The sequence below is a fragment of the Brevibacillus gelatini genome (assembly GCF_050920745.1).
Lineage (GTDB): Bacteria > Bacillota > Bacilli > Brevibacillales > Brevibacillaceae > Brevibacillus > Brevibacillus gelatini.
Genome location: NZ_CP154342.1, coordinates 3,666,212 through 3,686,828, shown reverse-complemented (window position 1 = coordinate 3,686,828; position 20,617 = coordinate 3,666,212). Strand labels below are relative to the sequence as shown.

Here is a 20,617-nt window from a genome sequence, read left to right as displayed (position 1 = left end):
ATTCCACATGAGTTTTGAAGCACTGGCGGGGCAAGAGCGATTACGCGATCGTTACCAGCTCGGAAGGGGCCGCCTGCTCTGTCAGCAGCCTTCTCTCAAGCTTCCATGGTCGACAAATCGCCTGTCGGCAATCCAAGCTCCCATGCCTTCAGTACGCGGCGCATGATTTTGCCAGAGTTGGTTTTCGGCAGTGTCTGTCTCACCTCGATCAGGCGCGGTGCTGCATGTGCAGCCAGGCGTGTCCGCACGAACTGCCTGATCTCTTCTTTCAGCGCGTCGCTTTCTTCATAGCCAGCCCGCAGTGAGATAAACGCCTTGATGACTTCTCCGCGCAACGGATCAGGAACGCCGATGACGCCAGCTTCTGCAATCGCCGGATGCTCGACCAGCTTGCTCTCGACCTCAAACGGCCCAACACGTTCTCCAGACGTATTGATGACGTCGTCCACGCGGCCTTCGAACCAGAAGTACCCGTCCGCATCCTTGTAAGCGGAGTCTCCTGTCACGAACCAACCGTTCAAGAAGTATTTTTCGTATTTGCTTGGATGATTCCAGATTGCGCGAACCATAGCCGGCCATTTCGGCTTGATCGCCAGGTTGCCCAGCCGATTGGGGGGAAGCTCGTTTCCCGCGTCGTCCACAATCGCCATCGTGATGCCTGGCAGCGGTTTCCCCATGGAGCCGGGCCGCAGCGGATTGCAGCGGAAGTTCGCGCACATGGAGGAACCGGTTTCGGTCATCCACCAGTTGTCGTGGATGCGTATTTTTAGCGTTTCCAGCCCCCAGCGGATTACTTCCGGATTGAGCGGTTCTCCGGCGGACAGCACGTGGCGCAGCCTGGAGAGATTGTATTTTTGCAAAGGCTGGCGTTCGCCCTTTGCCATTAGCATGCGAAAAGCGGTAGGGGCACTGAACCAGACTGTCACCCCGTACTTTTCCAGCGTCGAGTACCATTCGTCCGCGTCAAAACGTCCGCCGCGGATCACGATGGTCACGCCGTTCAGCCACGGCGAAAGCACGCCTCCGGAAGTGCCTGTTACCCAGCCTGGATCAGCGGTACACCAGTAAATGTCGTCTTCGCGCAGGTCGTACACCCATTGCCCTGCCAGCTTCTGGTGGATCATCGCGTCATGGACGTGCAGGACGCCTTTCGGTTTTCCCGTAGATCCGGAGGTATAGTTCAAAATCATGCCGTCTTCGCGATCCACCCATTCGATCACGTACTCATCGCTGCTATTGTTCATCAGGTCTTGGTAAAGGATCTGGTTCGCTTCGGTTGTTTCGGGCGCATCAATGAGGATCACATGCTGCAGTTGCGGCAGCTCCTGCGTGCGTATGCGCGAGGCCAGCGCAGCCGTCGTGACGATAACTTTGGCGCCGCTGTCTTCCAACCGGTCTTTTACCGCTTCTTCCATGAATGCTTCAAACAAAGGGCCGGCAATGGCTCCGATGCGGAGAATACCGACAAAAGCGATATACAGCTCAGGACTGCGCGGCATGAACAGGAAAACCCGGTCGCCTTTTGTCACGCCGAGCGAACGCAATCCGCTTGCGAAGCGCGAGCTCAGCTTCATCACGTCGGAAAACGTGTAGCTTTCCTCTCGCTGGCGATCCGTGTAATGGAAGGCGATGCGCTCTCCCCGCCCTTCCATTACATGACGGTCAATCGCCTCATACATGATGTTTACTTTGCCTGTTTCAAACCAGGTAAATTGTTGCTCGACTTGCTGCCAGTCCATCGTTCGTACCGCTTCCTCGTAGTTGTTGAGATTTGCCCGCTCATCCAGCATCAAAATTTGCTCTCTCTCCACTTGGACCCCTCCTGGTATGCACATGTAACGTTATACGTTCTGTTCTATAACAACACACAGTTATTATATAATAATATCCTGTATTATAACAGAGAAAATTTTGACAATTCGAAGATGTGGACGTGTGCAGAAGGCATCGGGGAGGGGAATTTTATGCGACGGAAACGGGATAAGTTTGGGGAGGAAGGGGATGGCCGGGAGAGAGAAATGAATTCTGAAGCGCTCATGCGAGTGGGGTTCAGTGTAAATATGAATGGAAGCAGAAGGAAGTGCCCCGGCATAGGTTCTCGAAAAACAAATACCCCCGTAACGAGTTCGACCTCATTACAGGGGCAGCGTGGGGGGAAGCAGATTACCAGTCTGGTTCTGCTCCGTTGCGTATGATGAAGTAGTCTGGTTGACTTACTGCTGTGAACGGTATCGTTGTGACAAGGAAAGCAAACGCGAATAGGAACAATTTCTTTTTCACGGGCTGTACCTCCCTTATTCATTTACTACCTTATTATGGCATAATCTCTCAATAAATTCCATATCTTCGAATGAAATATTTTTTCCTTGCAGGCGGTGATGTTTCAGGAAGAGTCCTATACCCTCCGCTACTTTTTCTGACGCTCCTAACTGCTGATAGTAGCTAATGCTCTGGAGGAGGCTGTCAAACCCGTCCTCAACGCAGCCAACCGCGATCTGGCTCACGCCTTTGCGCTTGTAATACCTCGCTGCCAGTTTGATTCGATAGGGATGGGCCAATATGTCCGAAGGTAAAAACTGATCCTCCGAAACGATCAGCTCTTTTATCAGATCCTCTTTTCCACTCTCCAAATAGACTTCCAAAAGATCGCTCACAATCGTAACCCGGCTGTCCTGCCCTGCTTCTGCGAGGCACTGCTCGTACAGTCTGATTGCATCCTCATGCCGTTCCTGTTTCGCGTGCAGAAGTGCTCGCAAATGATTTTTTCGGTAGTCTGCATATTCGCTATCTTCATACTTTTTCAGATACAGTTCAGCCAGGATCAGATCGCCCAACCTCAAGTAGGAATTGACAATGGAAATGAGAGCGGAGGCTTTGGCCTTGTTGTCTGTCTCGTCTTCGAGGATCCCTTTCCGACAAAACTCAATGCTTTCCATGTAGTATCCCAAGATATAGGCATGCGTTCCCATTCGATAGAAAAAGGTAATGCGCTCAATCGGCTGGAGCATATCCGTGTAGTGCAGCAGTTCCTTCCCTCTGCGATACGTTTCTTCAAATCTTGAAAAATCATCTCTTTCGAGCATATAGCGTTCGTAGAGACCTTTTCCCAGATAGAAGGGGATGCCGCGTTTTCTCGCGTAATCAATGATTACTTCATACAGGGCCAAGAGGACGCTGTGATCCTTTGCGTCATTTGTCGCCTGAAGAAGATGATCCAACGCGATAAAAGTATCCATTTTTGGCGTTTCCAGCAGCCTCATCGCCACCCGTTGCACCACCGGCGGGTAATTAAGCTCAATTGCTTCTTTCAATAGTAACTGAATGGACGCAGGTCTGTCCGTGCTGTCCAGATAGGCAGTAATGATGTCGACATCCGGAATTTGGAGAGCACTCGCGATTTTTTTCCATTGGGAAAACCCTGGTCGCTTTGTTTCCCGTGATTCAATTTTGGAAAGGGCTGCCTTGCTAATACCTGTACGTTCTGCAAGCTCACTCAACGATATATTTTCCCGTTGTCGGTAAGTAAGGAGTAAATCTCCGATTACTTCCGTAAACATAGGAAGCCCCCCTAAAAAAATTTATCGTTTGCTATTTTTTTATGATAACACAAGTCGAAATAGGTGGAAATAGTTCCCTTTTACAGGGATTATGTGGCAAAATGGCAGTGAGGTAGAATGCAAAGCTACAGTGTGCTCTCTTTACTGGCTTGAAAACAAATATTTATGTAACTCGAAAAACAGGCAAGAGAAATACAGGAAGTGACAAGCTTGGACGCAAAGAACGCGCATTACTGGATCACTGTGATATTCGCGGGGCTGGTATTTTTGTTAGTGCTCAACTACATCCCCGCCCAAGACACTGTACAAGAACAAATCTTTGCAGAGAGAGGATATAAGATTGTAAGCCAATCAGAAAGCATCGCTACTGAGTTTATTTTCGATCCGACATGGCTTCCCGAAGCAGGCGGAAGCAAAACTGTTGATTATATTTTTTATGATGCTAACAATACTCGAATTTATGTTAGTGAAATTAAAAATAATGGACAAATGACATATGTAAATATAAAATTCAGCTCAAATTACAATAAAGAGGAAGGAACATTTGTCACTTCTACTGTCATTCACAAAGACAACGGGGAATTGAGTTATTCAGGTGTTTTCATAAAGCCGCGCTTTTATGATGTGCAAAACAATGAAGAACTTGCCATGGAGTATAGTATGGGGATAGGGCCAGATGACTTGATAACGCTAGGCTTCGGGGAAAAGGAAATGGAACAGTTTAGCGGGAAGCAAATAGCTGTAAAACTAAGTAATTTCAATTTGGTTCACTATAAAAGAATATAGGGGGCAAGAAAGAACTTTATTTTTGTCAGAGAAACCGTTGTCACCGCTTGGGTCACGGCTTGCGAGAAGCCAGCCCTTGGCTTGTACTATCCTTTTAAGCAGTGTTAAAATAATCAGGTACGATTGTTGAATGAGCTACACCGCCAATACGACACACATGCAAAAGTATGCTTGCTTTACAGGCATGCTTTTTTAGGTCTCGACAGAAAGGCATTGGAGCAAGACAACAGAAGTTCTGGCAAAAAAAGTGGCGAAGCGAGGCTTCGTCAGGTGAGCCGCACATTTTTTTCTTGTTGAAGCGAGGAAACACATATGCTGGTAACAAGGCAGCTGATTCATCATTGTGAGCGTTTTTGGGGGAGCCGGGGAGAGCTGTATCAGCTTGAAGAGGCGGATGTGCTGATTGGCGTCTATCCGGCGTCGCGCAGGCGGGGATGGTGGACATACGTTACGCTGGAGCTGCATAAAACGGGAGCGAGCGAATGTATGCTCTATTCTTACCGCTTTCAAAAGGAAATGATTGCGCATCTCGCAACGATTGCTTCACAGGTGATTCGTCAGTGGGACAAAGAGCGGACGCGCGTGCAGGCAGGAGATGTGTTCAAGCTTGCCGACGTAATTGTGGAAGGCTCTGTGCTGAATCACGCGGTTCTTACTCCAGCCTTTTTTGAGGATGTCGGCTTTGAATACTATACGAACGGAACAGACGTAATCCGGTTTATGATGCTGCATGCGATCGCGGAGTCGGAAGCCCGGTATGTCGAGAGCTTTGGACTGGATGCACTGCAGGAACGGTTTGCGGACTCCGGCGTAGATTCCTTGCATGTATTGCGTACCCCTGCCATCTGAGAAGGGAGCGAGCGGGATGAAAGAGATTCGGTTGAGAGTGACTGTAGTGGTTTGGCATGAAGGAAAAATTTTGGTGATTCGGGAAAAGAGCAAGAACGGGACTTTTTACAGCTTGCCGGGCGGAAATGTGGAATATTTGGAAGCGATTCCGGATGCGACGAGAAGAGAAGTGTGGGAAGAAACGGGATTGCTCGTCGAAATGGATCGTCTGCTGTGGGTCGATGACCGGATTGACCAGGAAGGAGACGGAAAGCATACCGTGGGAATTGCCGTACTGGCCAAACTGGTCGGCGAGGAAACGACGCCGATTCCCGGTGGGCTGGAGGACGAGGAGATCGAGTGGGCCGGCTGGGTGACGCTGGAGGAATGGCGGGCGCTGCCGCAGTACCATAGCGCGCGGCCTGACCAGGTTTTGCAAGCGTTGAGCGACCCGGTTTATCGTCCGGGGTATATGGGGAACATGCTGGACCAGACGAATTGAACGAAAAGCGTGTGCACCGTCCTGAAAAAGTGGGGCGGTGCTTTTGTTTTTGGCATTGGTTGTGCAAAAGGATTTTCCTTATTTACGCAACCTTTTTCCCGTTTGTTCGTAATGAAAAATAGATGTATTCTTGGAAAGGAGTGACAGGTTTGGGCGTGCTTGAAACCGTCTACATGGTCTGCCTGGTGAGTGGCATTATTTTTACCGTCTTTTCGCTTTTATTCGGCGATGCGGTCTCGGATTGGCTCGAACAGCTTCATTTGCCGCTGTTTCAGCCAATCACGTTCGTTAGCGGCCTCACCGCTTTTGGCGGCGCCGGATATATTTTGTCCCGATATACCTCCCTGTCTGATCTGGTGGTGCTGGCACTGGCCGCGGTCATTGGGGCGGGGCTTGCTGTCTTCGCGTACCTCCTTTGGGTGAAGCCGATGAGCAACGTGGAAAACTCTACGGGCTATTCCATGGCCCAGTTGAGCGGCAAGCTTGGTGAGGTAGGGACGACGATTCCGGCAGAAGGCCTTGGCGAAGTGCTGCTGCCCATGATTAGCGGGACGACTTACCATATGGCGGCCAGCCTGGAGGGAAAAAGCATCCCGCAAGGAACCCGTGTCGTGGTGGTCGAAGTGCGCGACCATGTCCTGTACGTTATTCCTTTCTCAACTGATTCTTAAAAAGGAGCTGAGCGAACATGTTTGAACTCGACATCTTGACTACGGTCGGCATTGTCGTCGCTGTCTTTGTCGTGTTGGGGATCGCGTTTTGGGCGCGGTATAAAACGGTGGGTGCCGACGAAGCCATGATCGTGACGGGCAGCTACCTGGGCACGAAAAACGTACTTAGCGATGAATCCGGCCGCAAAATGAAGATCGTCCGCGGAGGCGGTGCGTTTATTCTCCCGATTTTTCAACAGGCCAATTTTCTGAGTCTTTTGTCACATAAGCTGGATGTGTCCACCCCGGAAGTGTACACAGAGCAAGGTGTACCTGTCATGGCGGACGGAGTGGCGATCATCAAGGTTGGCAGCTCCATCGAGGACATTGCCACTGCCGCTGAGCAGTTTATGGGCAAAAAAGACGAAGCTCTCCGCGCCGAGGCGCAGGAGGTGCTCGAAGGCTACCTGCGTGCCATACTCGGCAGCATGACGGTAGAGGAAATTTACAAAAACCGCGAGCGCTTTGCCCAGGAGGTGCAGGCGGTTGCCACGAAAGACCTGAAAAAAATGGGGCTGTCTGTCGTCAGCTTTACGATCAAGGATGTCCGCGACAAAAACGGCTACCTGGCGGCACTGGGGATTCCGCAGATCGCGGCTGTGAAGCGGGACGCGACGATTTCCCAGGCAGAAGCAGACAAGGAAGCGCGAATCCGGCAGGCCAAGGCTGAGGAAGAAGCGCGCAAGGCTGAACTGCTGAAAGAAACGAACATTGCCGAAGCAGAAAAGGAAAAAGAATTGAAGGTGGCTGCCTTCAGGCAGGAGCAGGACAAAGCGCGTGCGACTGCTGACCAAGCCTACAAGCTGCAAGAGGCTGTCGCCAAGCAGCAGGTAACGGAAGAGGAAATGAAGATCGATCTCGTGCGCAAGCAAAAAGAGATCGAGCTGGAGGAAAAAGAAATTTTGCGTCGCGAGCGGCAGTACGACGCGGAAGTGAAGAAAAAGGCCGACGCGGATCGTTACTCGGTGGAGCAGGCAGCGGAAGCGGAAAAGGCGAAAAAGCTGAGAGAAGCGGACGCGCTCAAGTACCGGATCGAGGCAGAGGCAAAGGCGATGGCCGAGCAGAAGCGCCTCGAAGGTCTGGCGATTGCGGAAGCCGAGAAGGCGCGAGGAAGCGCCGAGGCGGAAGTCACGCGGCTCAAGCTGGAAGCCGAAGCGGAAGGGAAGGAAAAGCTGGCGGCAGCATTCGAAAAGTTCGGACATGCGGCTATCCTGGACATTATCGCCAAAATGCTGCCTGAGCTGGCTGAGAAAATTGCCGAGCCGATGAAAGCGATCGACAAGGTGACAATCGTGGACGCAGGCGGCGGCCAGGGAGACGGTGTCAACCGATTGAGCGGCAACGTCACCAAGCTGATGGCCCAACTGCCGGAAATGCTCAAGGACGTTTCCGGCCTGGACATGAACAAAATGATTAGCGATTTCATGCAAAAAGGTTCTGCGCAGTCCGTTTCGTCTGCCAATCCTGACCAGCCGGCAGCACCATCCGTCTCCAGCCTGCCGGCAGGAAAAGCAGCAGAAGACAAGGCGTAAGCAGCGAAGCCGACGGATCACCGCGCATAAAGCATCATGACAGGATGGAGATGTCCGTAAAAGGGCAATTCCGCAAACGTTTCATCATCAAAAGCATGCGTTTCTGTAAGGCAAAAAGGGGCTTCTCAAAGTCGAAATACCGACTTTTTATACGAAAATGCCCCCCCTAAAAAGCAAAAAAAGGGACGGACTACAGTTGGTTGCTAGATATATCCAAAATATGGTATTTACTTACACGACCTCAGTTGGTTCAATCATTACCTTGAACCCTTGTGATTCAATTCTCTTGATCCAATAATCAACAACTCGATCCTGATCTTGTAAGTAATCCCATCCAAACTCTTGATACGTTATGTTATTTTTCAACATGTGATATATAATACGTAATATGAGGTGAGCCGTGGCCATCGTAGCTTTTTTCTGGCCTCTTCGTTTCTGGATGCGATAAAAAAACGAAGCGAGCCGAGTGCCTTTCGATTTACTCGCGGCCCAAGCTGCCTGGCAAAGTACGGCTTTCAAGCTCCTGTTTCCCTTCGTGGTTCGGGAGCTTTTTTTCTTGCCCGCACTTTCGTTGTTCCCTGGACTTAAACCTCCCCATGATGAGAGATGGGCATCCGATGGAAAACAAGACATATCGTATCCGATTTCTGCTAGGATGACCGCCGCCGCATCCTTTTGAATCCCCGGAACGGTGATGAGTTGTTCAACAATGTCCAAATGAGGACTGAGGAGCCTGTCGATTTCTTTTTCGATTTCCCTAATTTGTTCTTCGAGATACCTCAAGTGATCGAGGTGCATCCCGATTATTTTTCGATGATGAGCTCGAACTCGACCATTCAAAGCCTCTATAAGTTGCGGAACTTTTCTTTTCAGTGATGTTTTGACTAGATCTTTTACTTGGTCTGGACTTAGCACCTCACCGTTCACAATCGATTCGAGTAAGGCTCTTCCGGATACACCGAATACATCACTCACATATGTTGTCAGCTTGATGTTGGCATCCTGCAAAATCTTGTGGATTCTGTTTTTTTCCGCCGTAGCATCACCGAGCAGCTTTCTCCGATAACGAGTGTAATCGCGTAAATCTCGAATATTTTCGGGCGGAACAAAGCTGGGAGTGATCAGCCCACAGCGGAGTAATTGAGCAATCCAAGCTGCATCTTTTACATCCGTTTTTCGACCTGGAACATTCTTGATTCTCTTAGCGTTGGCGAGTACCAATGTAAAGCTCCCTTCAAGAACGTTCCATACCGGTTTCCAGTATACTCCTGTGCTTTCCATTGCAATGTGCGTACATTCGTATTGATGGAGCCAATCGTGAAGTTCAAGGAGTCCTTTGGTAGTGGTAGAAAAAGTCTTGGTTTCTTGTTTCGGTTTTCTGTCCAAAGGACCATACATAACACATGCTACCACCGTCTCTTGGTGTACATCGAGTCCAGCACATCGTTCTAATATTGCATCCATTCCCATCACTTCCTTTGTAGAAAATGATGCAGGCCATGCACCCGAAGCAAAGTATTTTTATACACGTACTCATGGTAACAATCGGCGGTGCTCGTAGGTGCAGTCGGCCGGTTTGAGACTCGGGGTTATTGCCACCAAAAAAGTATCGGCCTGTGACCTGCTAATTTTATTATGAAATCAGCAGGTTCACAGGCCAAGTACATTTTCATTCAATGTGGTGGCTGTCAGGCCATGGTAGTTTGAGACAGCCCCTTGCTGTATTTCATCGGCACTGTCCAACTGCTTCCAGTGGCCGGATAGGCTCATCAGTTGCTTGCGGTCACGAAGCGGCAGCCGACTCTCTCTCCTGCAGCTTTGCGCCACTGTTTATGTCCTTCCGAAAAAGACACTTGTACTTTTTGGGTGGATACATTAAGCTAGTAACAGACTTTCAGAAAGAAAAAGAACGGCCAAGAGCGGATAGATGGAGGAGTAGAGATGAAAGTAGCTAAATTTGGGGGCACTTCCCTGGCGAATGCCGAGCAAATCAAAAAAGTGTGCAACATCGTTTTGGCAGATCGGGAGCGGCGGATTGTCGTCGTTTCGGCCCCTGGCAAAAGACATAAGGACGATACGAAAGTAACCGACCTGCTGATTCGCTACGCCACCCGTTTTTTGCAGGACGGACAGGCAGACGCGGAGAAACAGGCTGTTTTTCAGCGTTATCGGGAGATCGTGGCAGAGCTTGGGTTGGGCGAGCACGTCGGGAAGCAGCTGGAAGGCGAGCTTGACGCGGTGCTGAGCAACCGGAAGGGGCTGTCAGCCGAACGGTTTATGGATGCAGTCAAGGCTGCGGGAGAAGATACGTGCGCGAAGATCGTGGCGCATTATTTGCGGAGCCTGGGTGAAGAGGCCAGCTATGTGAATCCGAAAGACGCCGGATTGCTGGTGTCAGATGAAGCGGGCAACGCCCACGTCTTGCCGGAAGCTTACGAAAAGCTTGCCGCGCTGCGGGAGAGAGAGGGGCTTACCGTCTTTCCCGGCTTTTTCGGCTATACGACGAGCGGCGAGCTGGTGACGTTTTCGCGGGGCGGTTCCGATATTACCGGTGCGATTTTGGCCGCAGCGGTGACAGCGGACGTGTACGAAAACTTCACGGATGTCGATTCCGTGTACGTCGTCAATCCCAATCTGATCGCCAATCCGCGAGAAGTGAAGGAAATCACTTACCGCGAGATGCGGGAGCTGTCCTATTCGGGCTTCAGCGTCTTTCATGAGGAAGCGCTGATTCCGGCGTACCAGGCGGACATTCCTGTTTGCATCAAAAATACAAACAATCCGTCCGCGCCGGGAACGATGATCGTAGCCGAGCGTCTGTGCGCGACCAACCAGGTGTCGGGGATTGCCAGCGACAGCGGCTTTTGCAGCATCTACGTCAGTAAATATTTGATGAACCGCGAGATTGGCTTTGGCCGCAAGCTTTTGCAAATTTTCGAGGAAGAGGGCATTTCCTACGAGCACACCCCGTCGGGCATTGACAACATTTCCGTGATCGTGCGTGAAAAAGACCTCACCGAAGACAAGGAGAAGCGGATTATCGAGCGGATTTTCCGCGAGTTGGAGGCCGATGATGTCACCGTGCAGCACAGCCTCGCGCTCGTGATGATTGTCGGGGAAGGAATGCGTCAATCAGTCGGCACTACAGCCAGAGCGGCGACGGCGCTCGCGGCGGCGAAAATCAACCTGGAGATGATTAACCAAGGCTCGTCGGAGGTCAGCATGATGTTCGGCGTCAAGGCAGCCGAAGCGAATCGCGCGGTTATCGCCTTGTATCAGGAGTTTTTTGGCGACGACGCGGAGTCGGCTGACGAGGTGTCTGCCACTTCTGTTGCGTCCGTTAGCGTGTAGTCGCGCCCAACGAAGCCGCCGTCCTGCCATTGATAGACACGCCAATCCGGAACGTCCAGGGCCAGGCTGACAATCCAGTAGGACAGCGAAGGGTAGTGCCAGCCTGCAACGTCCCGCGCAGAAGGGATGGGGGCAGTGTGCGGATGGGTGTGCAGGACGCCCAGCCATTGCAGATGGCGCTTGCGAATGTCGCCAATCGCCTGGAAAAAAGCAGGGCCGTCCCAGGAAAAGGCGTGCTTGTCCGCGGAGATTGGCATGGAAAGGAAATCGGTAATCGTTGCCCCTTTGCCGATGAGCAAGGCGGAATATTCATAGGGAAACGCCTCTTGAGCAGCATACAGGAGGCGTTTCGCTACTTTTCGGTCCAAAAATATTTTGCTATTCTTAGACGCAAAGGGTTCACCCAACCAGTTCGTTGCTTGCATAAGGGGTCGCTCTCCTTTTTGCCATATCCAGTGAAATCCGGAGGTTTATTTGTGCCATGAGTACGATACATGTGGGAGTCTGCGGGTGGGGCGACCATGACACACTGTACGTTCAGGGCGTGCGTAGCCGTGACAAGCTGGCTGTATATGCCAGCCACTTTCCGATTGTGGAGGTGGACAGCTCGTTTTACGCCATTTTACCACAGCGCAATTACGAGTCGTGGGTCCGGGATACGCCGGATCGCTTCGGCTTTATCGTGAAGCCGCATCAGGCGATGACGGGGCACCAGCGGGGAGATGCCCCTGTCAACCGCCGCGAGCTGTTCGCGCAGTTTGAGGAGAGCATTCAGCCGCTGGTAGAGGCTGGGAAGCTGAAGGCACTGTTGTTTCAGTTCCCGCCCTGGTTCGATTGCGCGCGCGAGCACGTCCAGTATATCCGGGCTTGCCGTCAGGCGCTGGCCGCTTATCCGTTTGCTGTGGAGTTTCGCCACCAGAGCTGGTTTGAGGAGCGTTTTGCGGAGCGCACCCTGGACTTTTTGCGTGAGATCAACGCCGTGCATGTCGTATGCGACGAGCCGCAGGCCGGAAAAGGCTCGGTTCCAATCGTGCCGGCCGTCACGCATCCTGCTCTGGCGATTGTCCGGTTCCACGGGCGCAACAAAGCGGGGTGGCGCGATCCGGGCGAAGGTCAAAACTGGCGCGACGTGCGCTACCTGTACCGCTACAGCGAGCAGGAGCTGACAGAGTGGCTCGTCCATATTCGCAAGATCGAGCAGGAAGCGGATGAAGTTTGCATTTTGTTCAACAATAACTCTGGAGGCGATGCGGCAGCGAATGCCAAGCAGTTTTCAGACATGCTCGGCCTTGAGCCAAGCGGTTTGAACCCTCGACAGATGGAGTTGTTCTAAAAGGAAGAAAGAAGGGTAGCCATGCTTGTAGCCATCGCTTTTTTATTTTTGCTGATCGGGGTGGGTGCCGGTGTGATCGGCAGTATCGCCGGGCTTGGCGGCGGTATCTTTTTTGTCCCGGCCCTGATGTTTTTCGCCAACTGGTATGAACCGAATTCGATGCCTCCGCAGGTGGCCGCTGCGACTTCCCTGCTCGTGATTGCGGTCACTGCCTTGTCATCATCCATCTCGTACATCAAACAAAAAAAGGTCGACATGCAGAGTGCCCTGCTGTTTTTTATCGGCAGCGCACCGGGTGCTATCGTCGGTGTCTACCTTAATACATTACTGGAAACGGAAGATTTTACCCTGCTCTTTGGCCTGTTTCAACTGTGCATGTTCGTGGTTCTGATGGTCAAGGACAAACTGCGGCCGCGCCAGATCGACTGGGAAGTGAAGCGGCACTTTGTCGACAACGAAGGCAAGGAATATGAGTATGGATATAGCAGGTGGAGCGTGATTGCGATCGCTTTTTTTGTCGGGATCACGTCCTCGCTTTTCGGCGTGGGTGGCGGCGTGCTGATGGTTCCGGCCATGATGCTCTTGTACCGCTTTCCTCCGCATATCGCCACAGCTACCTCGATGCTGGTCATCTTTTTCTCGGCGGTGGTCGGTTCGGTGACGAACATTTTCCACGACCATGTGAACTGGCTGTACGCCGCGATGCTCGCCCCCGGTGCATGGGCGGGCGGAAAGCTGGGAGCCATCATCGCGAGCAAGCTGAAAGGGCGCACGATTGTCCTGTTTTTGCGCATTTTGATTCTGGCGATTGCTGTACAAATGATTATGAAATCGGTTATCGGATAACGAAGTGAGACGAAGGGAGGGGAAAGTCGTGGCGGACACCTGTACCTTGCATTTGCTGCACACCAACGATTTGCACAGCCATTTCGAAAAAATGCCGCAGATTGCGACTTGCCTGAGAACGAGCCGGGAGCAGTGGGAGAGCCGGCAGGAGCATGTGCTGACCATTGACATCGGGGACCATATGGACAGGATGGACGGCCGCTCGGAGGCGAGCTTCGGCAAAACGAATGTGGGCGTCCTGAACCGTTGCGGCTACCAGTACGCGACGATCGGCAACAACGAGGGCCTCACACTGCCGAAAAGCAAGCTCGACACCATGTACGAGCAAGCTGACTTCACCGTCATCGTCGGCAACCTGCTGGACAGATCAACGATGGCACCTCCGGCATGGGCGGTCCCGTACGCCATTCATACGTGTGGAGAGCTGCGCATCGCTTTGCTCGGCATGACGATCCCTTTTTTCTCCTATCAGAACATGGGCTGGGAGATTCGCGAGCCGCTGCCTGTTCTGCGCGAGCAAGTCGCCGCGCTCCGTTCCTCTGTCGACATCATCATCCTGCTGTCTCATCTTGGCTACCAGACAGATTGCATGCTTGCGCAGGAGGTCGCGGGGCTGGATGTGATCCTTGGCGGGCATACCCATCATACGCTGCCGCATGGCGAGCGGGTGGGAAGTACGCTGATCGCCCAGACAGGCCGCTTTGGCGAGCATGTGGGCCACGTCAGGCTCATCTGGGACCGCGCGGCCAAACAGATCGTCGATGTTTCGGCAGAGCTGTTTGAAACCGGGCGGTACGAGCCGGATCAGGCGTTGCTCGCTTTTTTGCAAAAAGAGCAGGAACGGGCAAACGCGAGTCTGATTCGACCGATTGCCAGGCTGGAGCGGGATTTGCGCGTCAACTGGACGGAGGAGACTCCGTATGGCTCTTTTCTTGCCGCCAGCATTCGCAAGTGGACAGGGGCCGAAGTGGGAATGGCCAACAGCGGGCTGTTGCTTGCGGAGTTGCAGCGCGGCAGTCTGACTTTTGCCCAACTGCTGAAAAGTGTGCCACACCCGATCAACGTCTGCGCCGTGACGCTCACCGGCAGGCAGCTTGCTGCGGTGCTGGAGCAGGCAATCCAGCCGCAAATCGTGCATCGCGAGCTGCGCGGCTACGGTTTTCGCGGCAAAATCGAAGGCTGGATGGCAGTAGACGGGCTGCGTATCCAGTATGAGGACTCCCGCAAGCCGCACATCGTGGCCATTGAAGTCAACGGCCAGCCGCTGGCAAACGAGCGGGAGTATCGCGTCGGAACGGTCGATATGTTCATGTACAACCGCCTGTTCCCCGATTTGTTGCAGGGCAGGGAGATCGAGTATTTTTTTCCGGAAATGCTGCGCGAGGTGATCGCAAACACGATTACCGATCAGACGCTTGTGCAAAACGCTTTTTTGCCAAGGTGGGAAAAAGTGCCCTCGCCCGATTCGGGGCATGCTATGGAAAGAAGCAGGGGGGATGAGCGATGAGGTTTATCGACGAATTGTACGAGTTGTACAAGGGACACTTCAACGGCGACGAGGAGGATATTACGGCAGTGGTCGTCGGGGTTTTGCACGAGCAGACGCGCGATGATCTGCTCAGGCTGGTAAAAGAAATGGACGAGGAAGAGCTGTTTCACATGCTGGCGACGTACATGATCGAAGTGATGAAACGCAAGATTGCGATGGAGGGTGAACAGTTCCCGGCTCCGCTCGTGCATTGAGTGCGGCGCTTTTCCCTGCACACACTTTTTGCTCCTGTGTCATAGGATGGTAACGCAAAAGCAGGAGTGAAAAGGAGGGAACGGGATGGTTGAAGTACAGCCTATCCACTTTCCGGAAGGGACGGCGATCGCAGTCACTGTGCGGCTGCCCAAGACGACTTTGCTTGCGGTGACGACAGACAAAGGCTACATCATGTGCGGAGCATTGGACGTCGGCCTGCTGAATGAACGGTTGGCCAGCCGCGAAATTATTGCGGGCAGAGCCGTCGGTGTCAAAACAATAGACGAGCTGCTGGACGCACCCCTGGAATCGGTGACGACGACAGCGGAGGCGCAAGGCATCAAGGTTGGCATGATCGGGCGGGAAGCCGTCGTCAAAATGCTGTAACAGAACACGGATAACGATACAAAGCTGCAAGCAAGGACGCCTTTGTCGATGAGACGAAGGTGTTTTTTTGCGGTCCCAATTTTTTGTAAATTGATAAAAATTTTTTATGTAGAACGACGTCGAATCACGCTATAATAGGGATACTCAGATGAAAGGCGAAGGTTGGAAATGAGACTGAAATCCATTCATAAATGTCAGCCGGGCGACAAGCTTGCCCGTTCCATCTATGCAGAAAACGGAACGGTACTCGTTGGAGCGGGAGTAGAGTTGACAGGGCGAATGATCGAGCGCCTCAAGAACAAAAATATCAACAGCCTGTACATAGAAGATAAACGTACAGACGACATCATGGTGGATACAGTTATTTCCGAGAGCACGCGCAGACAGGCGATGTCTATTATTCACGATACGTTTCGCGGTATTCAGGAAGTGCCGCAAAAATGGCAGCTGCTGTTTTCTGATAAAAATCTGGGCCGTCAACTGAAGCAGGTCATGTCGGCAGTTGCGGATGAACTGAAAGGCAACAAATCAGCGATGAATCTGCTCGCAGATGCATGTGCCTTCGACAACTACATTTTCAGCCATTCCTTTAATGTCGCGCTCTACAGTACGGCACTGGCGATCAACACAGGCTGCACCGAAAAGGAAATTTTGGACATTTCCATCGGCGGCATGCTACACGACATCGGCAAGATGCAAATTCCGGATCAGATTTTGAAAAAGCCGGGTCGCCTGACGCCGGAAGAGTATGAAGTGATGAAAAAGCATGCCGAAATCGGCTTCGAGATGCTGCGCAGACAGGAAGATATTCCGCTGCTCGCAGCCCACTGCGCCTTGCAGCACCATGAGCGCTGGAACGGCTCCGGATACCCGCGTAAACTGAAAAACACCGAGATTCACCCGTATGGCCGCCTGATGGCCGTCGCTGACGTATTCGACGCCTTGACCGCGCATCGCGTCTACCGCCGGGGGATGCTGCCGCACGAAGCGATGGAAGTGCTTTATTCCGGTTCAGACATATTGTTTGACCAGGCTTATGTCGAAGCGTTGCGCGACACCATCGCGCTGTACCCGGTAGGCTTGAGCGTGACGCTCAACACAGGGGTATCCGGCGTGGTTGTGGATTCCAACAAGAGCATGCCAAGCCGCCCCGTCATTCGCGTCCTGGTGAATGAAGAAGGGCAGGAGTTGTCACAGCCGTATGAATGCGATCTGTCAAAAATGCTCTCGCTGATGATCGTAGCTTGCGGAGATCTCGTCTAGTCGTTCACAGCCATTCCTTTTTCTTGAACAGAATGAACATCGTCAATCCGATTGCGGCCATGCAGCCAAGAACGATGTAGTAGCCGTAAGGGGAGTGCAGTTCCGGCATGAAGTCGAAGTTCATGCCGTAAATTCCTGTCACGATGGTAAGCGGCATGAAAATCGTGGTCAGGGCGGTAAAGATGCGCATAATATCGTTTGCCCGTCCGGCGAGCGCCGCCTGGTAGGCTTCGCGCAAGTTTCCGATGAGGTCGCGAAACGTTTCGAAGTTCTCCACGATTTTGCTCGCATCCTCCCATATATCGCCAAAATACTTTTGCAGCTTCGGCCGAATCAGCGGGAGTTCTTTTTTGTGCAGGGCATCAATCAAATCCCGCTGCGGCACGAGCATTTTTCGCGCATACAAAATCTCGCTGCGCAGCCCGATGATCTGGTCGAGCTGGGATTTGCGGGTGTGCATCAATATTTCCTCTTCCAGCGCTTCAATCAAGTCCTCGATTTTTTCCGTCACCTCAAAATACCGATCCACAATCTGATCGATCAGATGATACAAAAAAGTGTCCGGGTGGCTCACTTCTTTTTCCCTGATGATCGCGAGCATGGAAGCAAGCTCCGGCGATTCCTGTTTGGTCACGGTAATAATCGCATGGCTGCCGAGAAAAAGATTGATCTCGCGCAGGAAAATGTCCTGATCGTGGAAGGCGATGCCGTTTAGGACCATAAAATAATGATCGTCGTATATTTGCAGCTTGGGCCGCTGCTCTTCTTCGTCGATGCAGTCCTCGACCGCGAGCGGGTGCAGTCCGAACAACGGCTGCAATACATCGAGGTCAAAGGGAGAAGCGTCAATCCAAAAAAATCCTTTTCCGGGTGCCGGAACCGCTTCCTCCACGTCATCTATTTCCGTTATGAGGCCGTTTTCGATCAGTCGTATCTTCATGCTCGCAACTCCTGCCAGTAGAGTGAGGGAATGGCGGCAGACGCGGCAAAATACGTGTGAGAATCAGCTCGTAGGCAGAGCGCAGCGCTTCGCGGCTGGGAGGTGCTTGTGCGACCCGCCGTTTTTGGGGCGTATCCACCCTTGTCTCGCCTCCTTTTTGGGCTGTCATTCTCATACGTATGAAAATCGGCTCGTCTGCTTGCCAGAGACGGACTTACGTTTCTTGAAATAGTGTGCCGCACTTTCCTGAATCTAGCCATTTTCAAAAAACGGAGATGTTTTCGTATCAGGACGGCTGCAAAGTGCCGATGTATATAAAAGAGACGAATCGTACCACCATTCTCGGCCTGACCGACCGCAGAAACAGGTAGGGCGAAAGCAACAAAGCCAACCGTATTTGCTCTGGGGCAGTGTTTACACAATATTACACTCGGGTATATAATTGAGCAGATATAAGCCAATTGGAATTTATTTGTATACTCTACCTGATACGGTTAACCCATCCATTTTTTCGTTAAGAAGGAGTTCGGCATATGAGTTTTAGTCCATTTTCTAGTCTGTTTGGTATGAAAGGAACAGAAAAAAAAGAGTCGTTTTTCCAGGAGCGAAAAGAGCAGGGAAAAGTAGAGCTTCAAGGGCAATCCACCCTCTCCAGACAACTGTCTATGATCCATTTGACAGAGGAAGACTTGTCGATTGTCAAAGCGCTTCAGCCGCTTATCGTTCGCAATATTGATAATATTGTAGACTTCTTCTATTCAAATATTGAAAATGAACCTCTGCTCATGGGCATCGTCGACAAGAACAGCACCATTGCAAGACTGAAGGGCACACTGACCCGGCACATCACCGAGATGTTCAACGGCTGTATCGATGCCGCCTACATTGAACAGCGCAGCAAGATTGCCGTTATTCACATGCGGATCGGACTGGAGCCGAAGTGGTACCTGGGTGCGTTTCAAAATCTGTTCGTTTCCATCATGGACCTTTTGCATAAAAACATCGAAGACAAGGAAGAGTTTGTGCTTGCGCTCACTGCGGTGAGCAAAATTCTCAACATCGAGACGCAAATCGTACTGGAAGAGTACGAAAATGAGCATGAGCGCGTGCGGCGGGCCGAACAGGCCAAAAAGGACGAGCTGCGGGTGGTGCTGACCAATTCCGCGCATGAGCTGGCAGCCGTCTCGGAGGAAAACAGCGCGTCCGTCCAGCAACTGACGGAGCAGTCGCGCGAAGTGCTTCGCTATGCCGAAAACGGTACGAATTTTTCCACCAAGGCGCAGGATTTGTCCAGGGAGGGCAAGGAAAAGCTGGAGAACCAGCAGAAGCAAATGGGGCTGATCCAGCAAAGCGTGAGGCAAATTTCCGAAGAAATGAACACGCTGGAGGACAACGCCGAAAAAATTCGCGGAATTGTCGACGTGGTGACAGCAATCGCAGAGCAGACCAATTTGCTGGCGCTCAACGCGGCGATCGAAGCTGCGAGAGCCGGAGAGCAGGGGCGCGGCTTTGCGGTCGTGGCCGACGAGGTGCGCAAGCTTGCTGAGCAGACGAAGAAATCGGTATTCGGCGTGCGGGAGCTGATTGAGAAAACGAATCAGCAAACGACGGCCCTCTCTTCGGTTGTGCTGGAAATTCAGGGTCTTGTCGAGTCGAGCACCGCGATGACGAACGAGACGAATGAGTTTTTCGAAGGCATTATCAGCGCTGTCTCAGACAGCAAGGAGCAGAGCGCGCACATTCAAAAGGAACTGGAAAACTTCTTCAAGGTCATGGAGGATATGAACCAGGCTGTGGCGCAAGTGGCCAGCTCCGCAGACGAGCTGTCGGAGATCACGGAAAACTTGTAGCTCTAAAAAAAGCAGTACGTCTGTCGGTTGGCGGCGTACTGCTTGTTTGTTTTGCGTGACAAGGCAGTTCACCCCGATTGAATGGCAATGCGCGAGCTGCTCTTGTCGCGGGTAGTCTTTTTTCCCGTCGCTCACCATAGGATGTACCAGTTGGGAGGTGACGGGAGTGGCCATATTTCGACCCCGTCGGCGTTGGAGAAACCCGCTTTCCCGAACGAAAGCGTTTTTGATCGCGCTGGTGATTTTTTTGCTGCTGTCGATTCAGACGCTCGTTTTTTTGCAGCATCGGCTGGAGCCGACCCTGTTGATCCTGGCTACTCAAAAAGCAGAGCAATTGGCGAAGGAAGCAATTACGGATGCAGTCACCAAGCGGATTTCCCAACAAGGCGTCGACTTCAACCAGATCGTGAAGATTGAAAAAAACAAAGAGGGGCAGATTCAGGCGTATCAGTTCAACTACAAGGAGTACGCAAGAATTGTCGGCGAGACTACCTCGCGCGTCCAGAACAAACTGCAGGAGTTCGAGACGGAAAAAGTTGACCGCACGATTCCGCTGGGCCTGGCGACGGGCAATGCGTTTTTGGCGCAAATGGGGCCGAACTTGCCCGTGACATTCGTGCCGATCGGCTCCGTGAAAACGAAGCTGGAGACAGAGTTGAAAGAGGCGGGCATCAACATGGTGCTCGCAACCGTCTACATTTTCGTCGAGGTCGACTTGCGCATCGTCATTCCGTTCGCGACCGACGAGCAGACGGTTACGACGAAAATCCCGATCACGCACTCCCTCATCATCGGCGATGTGCCGCAGTATTTGTACAACAATCCGGAAGGCAAGCCGGATGTCCCGCGGGCACCGATGGAAGGGGCAGACGACACTCGGTAGAGGTGCGATGGAAAAGGAAAAAGCGGCAGCGCATGGGCTGTCGCTTTTTTCAGTGATCGGGGAAGCAGCTTGTTTGCTATACTGAAACCAATGTGGCTGACAGGG

The 20,617-nt window shown here is 52.2% G+C and carries 20 protein-coding genes; 14 read left to right on the top strand and 6 right to left on the bottom strand.

The window, feature by feature from the left end:
* Nucleotides 1-95: 95 nt before the first annotated feature.
* Together acsA and AAFJ72_RS17805 are read right to left on the bottom strand one after the other, a co-directional pair.
* Nucleotides 96-1,835 carry an acetate--CoA ligase gene (gene acsA / locus AAFJ72_RS17810; RefSeq protein WP_432775034.1) on the bottom strand — a complete coding sequence of 580 codons (1,740 nt, stop codon included), beginning with the start codon at nucleotides 1,833-1,835 and terminating at the stop codon, nucleotides 96-98.
* Between the two features lie 459 nt (nucleotides 1,836-2,294).
* Nucleotides 2,295-3,557 (bottom strand): helix-turn-helix domain-containing protein, encoded by a 1,263-nt coding sequence (locus AAFJ72_RS17805; RefSeq protein ID WP_122906535.1) that lies wholly within the window; start codon nucleotides 3,555-3,557, stop codon nucleotides 2,295-2,297.
* A 201-nt stretch (nucleotides 3,558-3,758) separates the two neighbouring features.
* Here AAFJ72_RS17805 and AAFJ72_RS17800 point away from each other — a divergent pair, with 201 nt between their 5' ends.
* The 5 genes from AAFJ72_RS17800 (at nucleotide 3,759) to AAFJ72_RS17780 (ending at nucleotide 7,915) form a co-directional block, all read left to right on the top strand.
* Nucleotides 3,759-4,343, top strand: coding sequence for a hypothetical protein (locus AAFJ72_RS17800; RefSeq protein ID WP_122906536.1), 585 nt, complete (start codon nucleotides 3,759-3,761; stop codon nucleotides 4,341-4,343).
* Nucleotides 4,344-4,655: 312 nt separating this feature from the next.
* Nucleotides 4,656-5,192: a suppressor of fused domain protein gene (locus tag AAFJ72_RS17795; protein WP_432775031.1), complete on the top strand. Its 537-nt coding sequence runs from the start codon at nucleotides 4,656-4,658 to the stop codon at nucleotides 5,190-5,192.
* A gap of 16 nt (nucleotides 5,193-5,208) precedes the next feature.
* Nucleotides 5,209-5,673 (top strand): NUDIX domain-containing protein, encoded by a 465-nt coding sequence (locus AAFJ72_RS17790; RefSeq protein WP_122906538.1) that lies wholly within the window; start codon nucleotides 5,209-5,211, stop codon nucleotides 5,671-5,673.
* A 149-nt stretch (nucleotides 5,674-5,822) separates the two neighbouring features.
* On the top strand, nucleotides 5,823-6,344 hold the full coding sequence (locus tag AAFJ72_RS17785; protein ID WP_432775029.1) for an NfeD family protein: 522 nt from the start codon (nucleotides 5,823-5,825) through the stop codon (nucleotides 6,342-6,344).
* Between the two features lie 17 nt (nucleotides 6,345-6,361).
* Nucleotides 6,362-7,915 carry an SPFH domain-containing protein gene (locus tag AAFJ72_RS17780; RefSeq protein ID WP_432775027.1) on the top strand — a complete coding sequence of 518 codons (1,554 nt, stop codon included), beginning with the start codon at nucleotides 6,362-6,364 and terminating at the stop codon, nucleotides 7,913-7,915.
* 231 nt (nucleotides 7,916-8,146) lie between these two features.
* Here the strand turns inward: AAFJ72_RS17780 and AAFJ72_RS17775 are convergent, their stop codons facing one another.
* Nucleotides 8,147-9,379, bottom strand: coding sequence for an IS110 family transposase (locus AAFJ72_RS17775; RefSeq protein WP_005833250.1), 1,233 nt, complete (start codon nucleotides 9,377-9,379; stop codon nucleotides 8,147-8,149).
* Nucleotides 9,380-9,565: 186 nt separating this feature from the next.
* Nucleotides 9,566-9,742: a hypothetical protein gene (locus AAFJ72_RS17770; RefSeq protein ID WP_432775025.1), complete on the bottom strand. Its 177-nt coding sequence runs from the start codon at nucleotides 9,740-9,742 to the stop codon at nucleotides 9,566-9,568.
* Nucleotides 9,743-9,856: 114 nt separating this feature from the next.
* On the opposite strand from AAFJ72_RS17770, the gene AAFJ72_RS17765 reads away from it, so the two are divergent.
* Nucleotides 9,857-11,266, top strand: coding sequence for an aspartate kinase (locus tag AAFJ72_RS17765; RefSeq protein ID WP_432775024.1), 1,410 nt, complete (start codon nucleotides 9,857-9,859; stop codon nucleotides 11,264-11,266).
* Here the strand turns inward: AAFJ72_RS17765 and AAFJ72_RS17760 are convergent.
* Nucleotides 11,191-11,634 carry a M67 family metallopeptidase gene (locus tag AAFJ72_RS17760; protein WP_432775022.1) on the bottom strand — a complete coding sequence of 148 codons (444 nt, stop codon included), beginning with the start codon at nucleotides 11,632-11,634 and terminating at the stop codon, nucleotides 11,191-11,193. The two genes, AAFJ72_RS17765 and AAFJ72_RS17760, sit on opposite strands and share 76 nt — an antisense overlap.
* A 113-nt stretch (nucleotides 11,635-11,747) precedes the next feature.
* Between AAFJ72_RS17760 and AAFJ72_RS17755 the strand changes: the two genes are divergently transcribed.
* From AAFJ72_RS17755 to AAFJ72_RS17730, 6 genes are all read left to right on the top strand, one after another.
* Entirely contained in the window at nucleotides 11,748-12,599 is an 852-nt protein-coding gene (locus AAFJ72_RS17755) for a DUF72 domain-containing protein (protein WP_432775019.1), read from the top strand.
* Between the two features lie 21 nt (nucleotides 12,600-12,620).
* Entirely contained in the window at nucleotides 12,621-13,445 is an 825-nt protein-coding gene (locus AAFJ72_RS17750) for a sulfite exporter TauE/SafE family protein (protein ID WP_122903174.1), read from the top strand.
* A 28-nt stretch (nucleotides 13,446-13,473) separates the two neighbouring features.
* On the top strand, nucleotides 13,474-14,952 hold the full coding sequence (locus tag AAFJ72_RS17745; protein WP_432775017.1) for a bifunctional metallophosphatase/5'-nucleotidase: 1,479 nt from the start codon (nucleotides 13,474-13,476) through the stop codon (nucleotides 14,950-14,952).
* Nucleotides 14,949-15,188 (top strand): DUF6154 family protein, encoded by a 240-nt coding sequence (locus AAFJ72_RS17740; RefSeq protein ID WP_122903172.1) that lies wholly within the window; start codon nucleotides 14,949-14,951, stop codon nucleotides 15,186-15,188. Before AAFJ72_RS17745 ends, AAFJ72_RS17740 begins: the two co-directional genes overlap by 4 nt.
* Before the next feature lie 85 nt (nucleotides 15,189-15,273).
* A complete protein-coding gene (locus tag AAFJ72_RS17735) occupies nucleotides 15,274-15,576 on the top strand; it encodes a YunC family protein (protein ID WP_122903171.1) in 303 nt (100 codons plus the stop codon).
* Between the two features lie 168 nt (nucleotides 15,577-15,744).
* Entirely contained in the window at nucleotides 15,745-16,839 is a 1,095-nt protein-coding gene (locus AAFJ72_RS17730; RefSeq protein WP_432775014.1) for an HD-GYP domain-containing protein, read from the top strand.
* Nucleotides 16,840-16,843: 4 nt separating this feature from the next.
* On the opposite strand, the gene corA is transcribed toward AAFJ72_RS17730, so the two are convergent.
* Nucleotides 16,844-17,779, bottom strand: a complete 936-nt coding sequence (corA, locus tag AAFJ72_RS17725; RefSeq protein WP_122903169.1) for a magnesium/cobalt transporter CorA — start codon at nucleotides 17,777-17,779, stop codon at nucleotides 16,844-16,846.
* A gap of 533 nt (nucleotides 17,780-18,312) precedes the next feature.
* Between corA and AAFJ72_RS17720 the strand changes: the two genes are divergently transcribed.
* Together AAFJ72_RS17720 and yunB are read left to right on the top strand one after the other, a co-directional pair.
* Nucleotides 18,313-19,629 (top strand): globin-coupled sensor protein, encoded by a 1,317-nt coding sequence (locus AAFJ72_RS17720; RefSeq protein WP_432775012.1) that lies wholly within the window; start codon nucleotides 18,313-18,315, stop codon nucleotides 19,627-19,629.
* A gap of 157 nt (nucleotides 19,630-19,786) precedes the next feature.
* Nucleotides 19,787-20,512 carry a sporulation protein YunB gene (gene yunB, locus AAFJ72_RS17715; RefSeq protein ID WP_432775009.1) on the top strand — a complete coding sequence of 242 codons (726 nt, stop codon included), beginning with the start codon at nucleotides 19,787-19,789 and terminating at the stop codon, nucleotides 20,510-20,512.
* Nucleotides 20,513-20,617 lie beyond the last annotated feature (105 nt).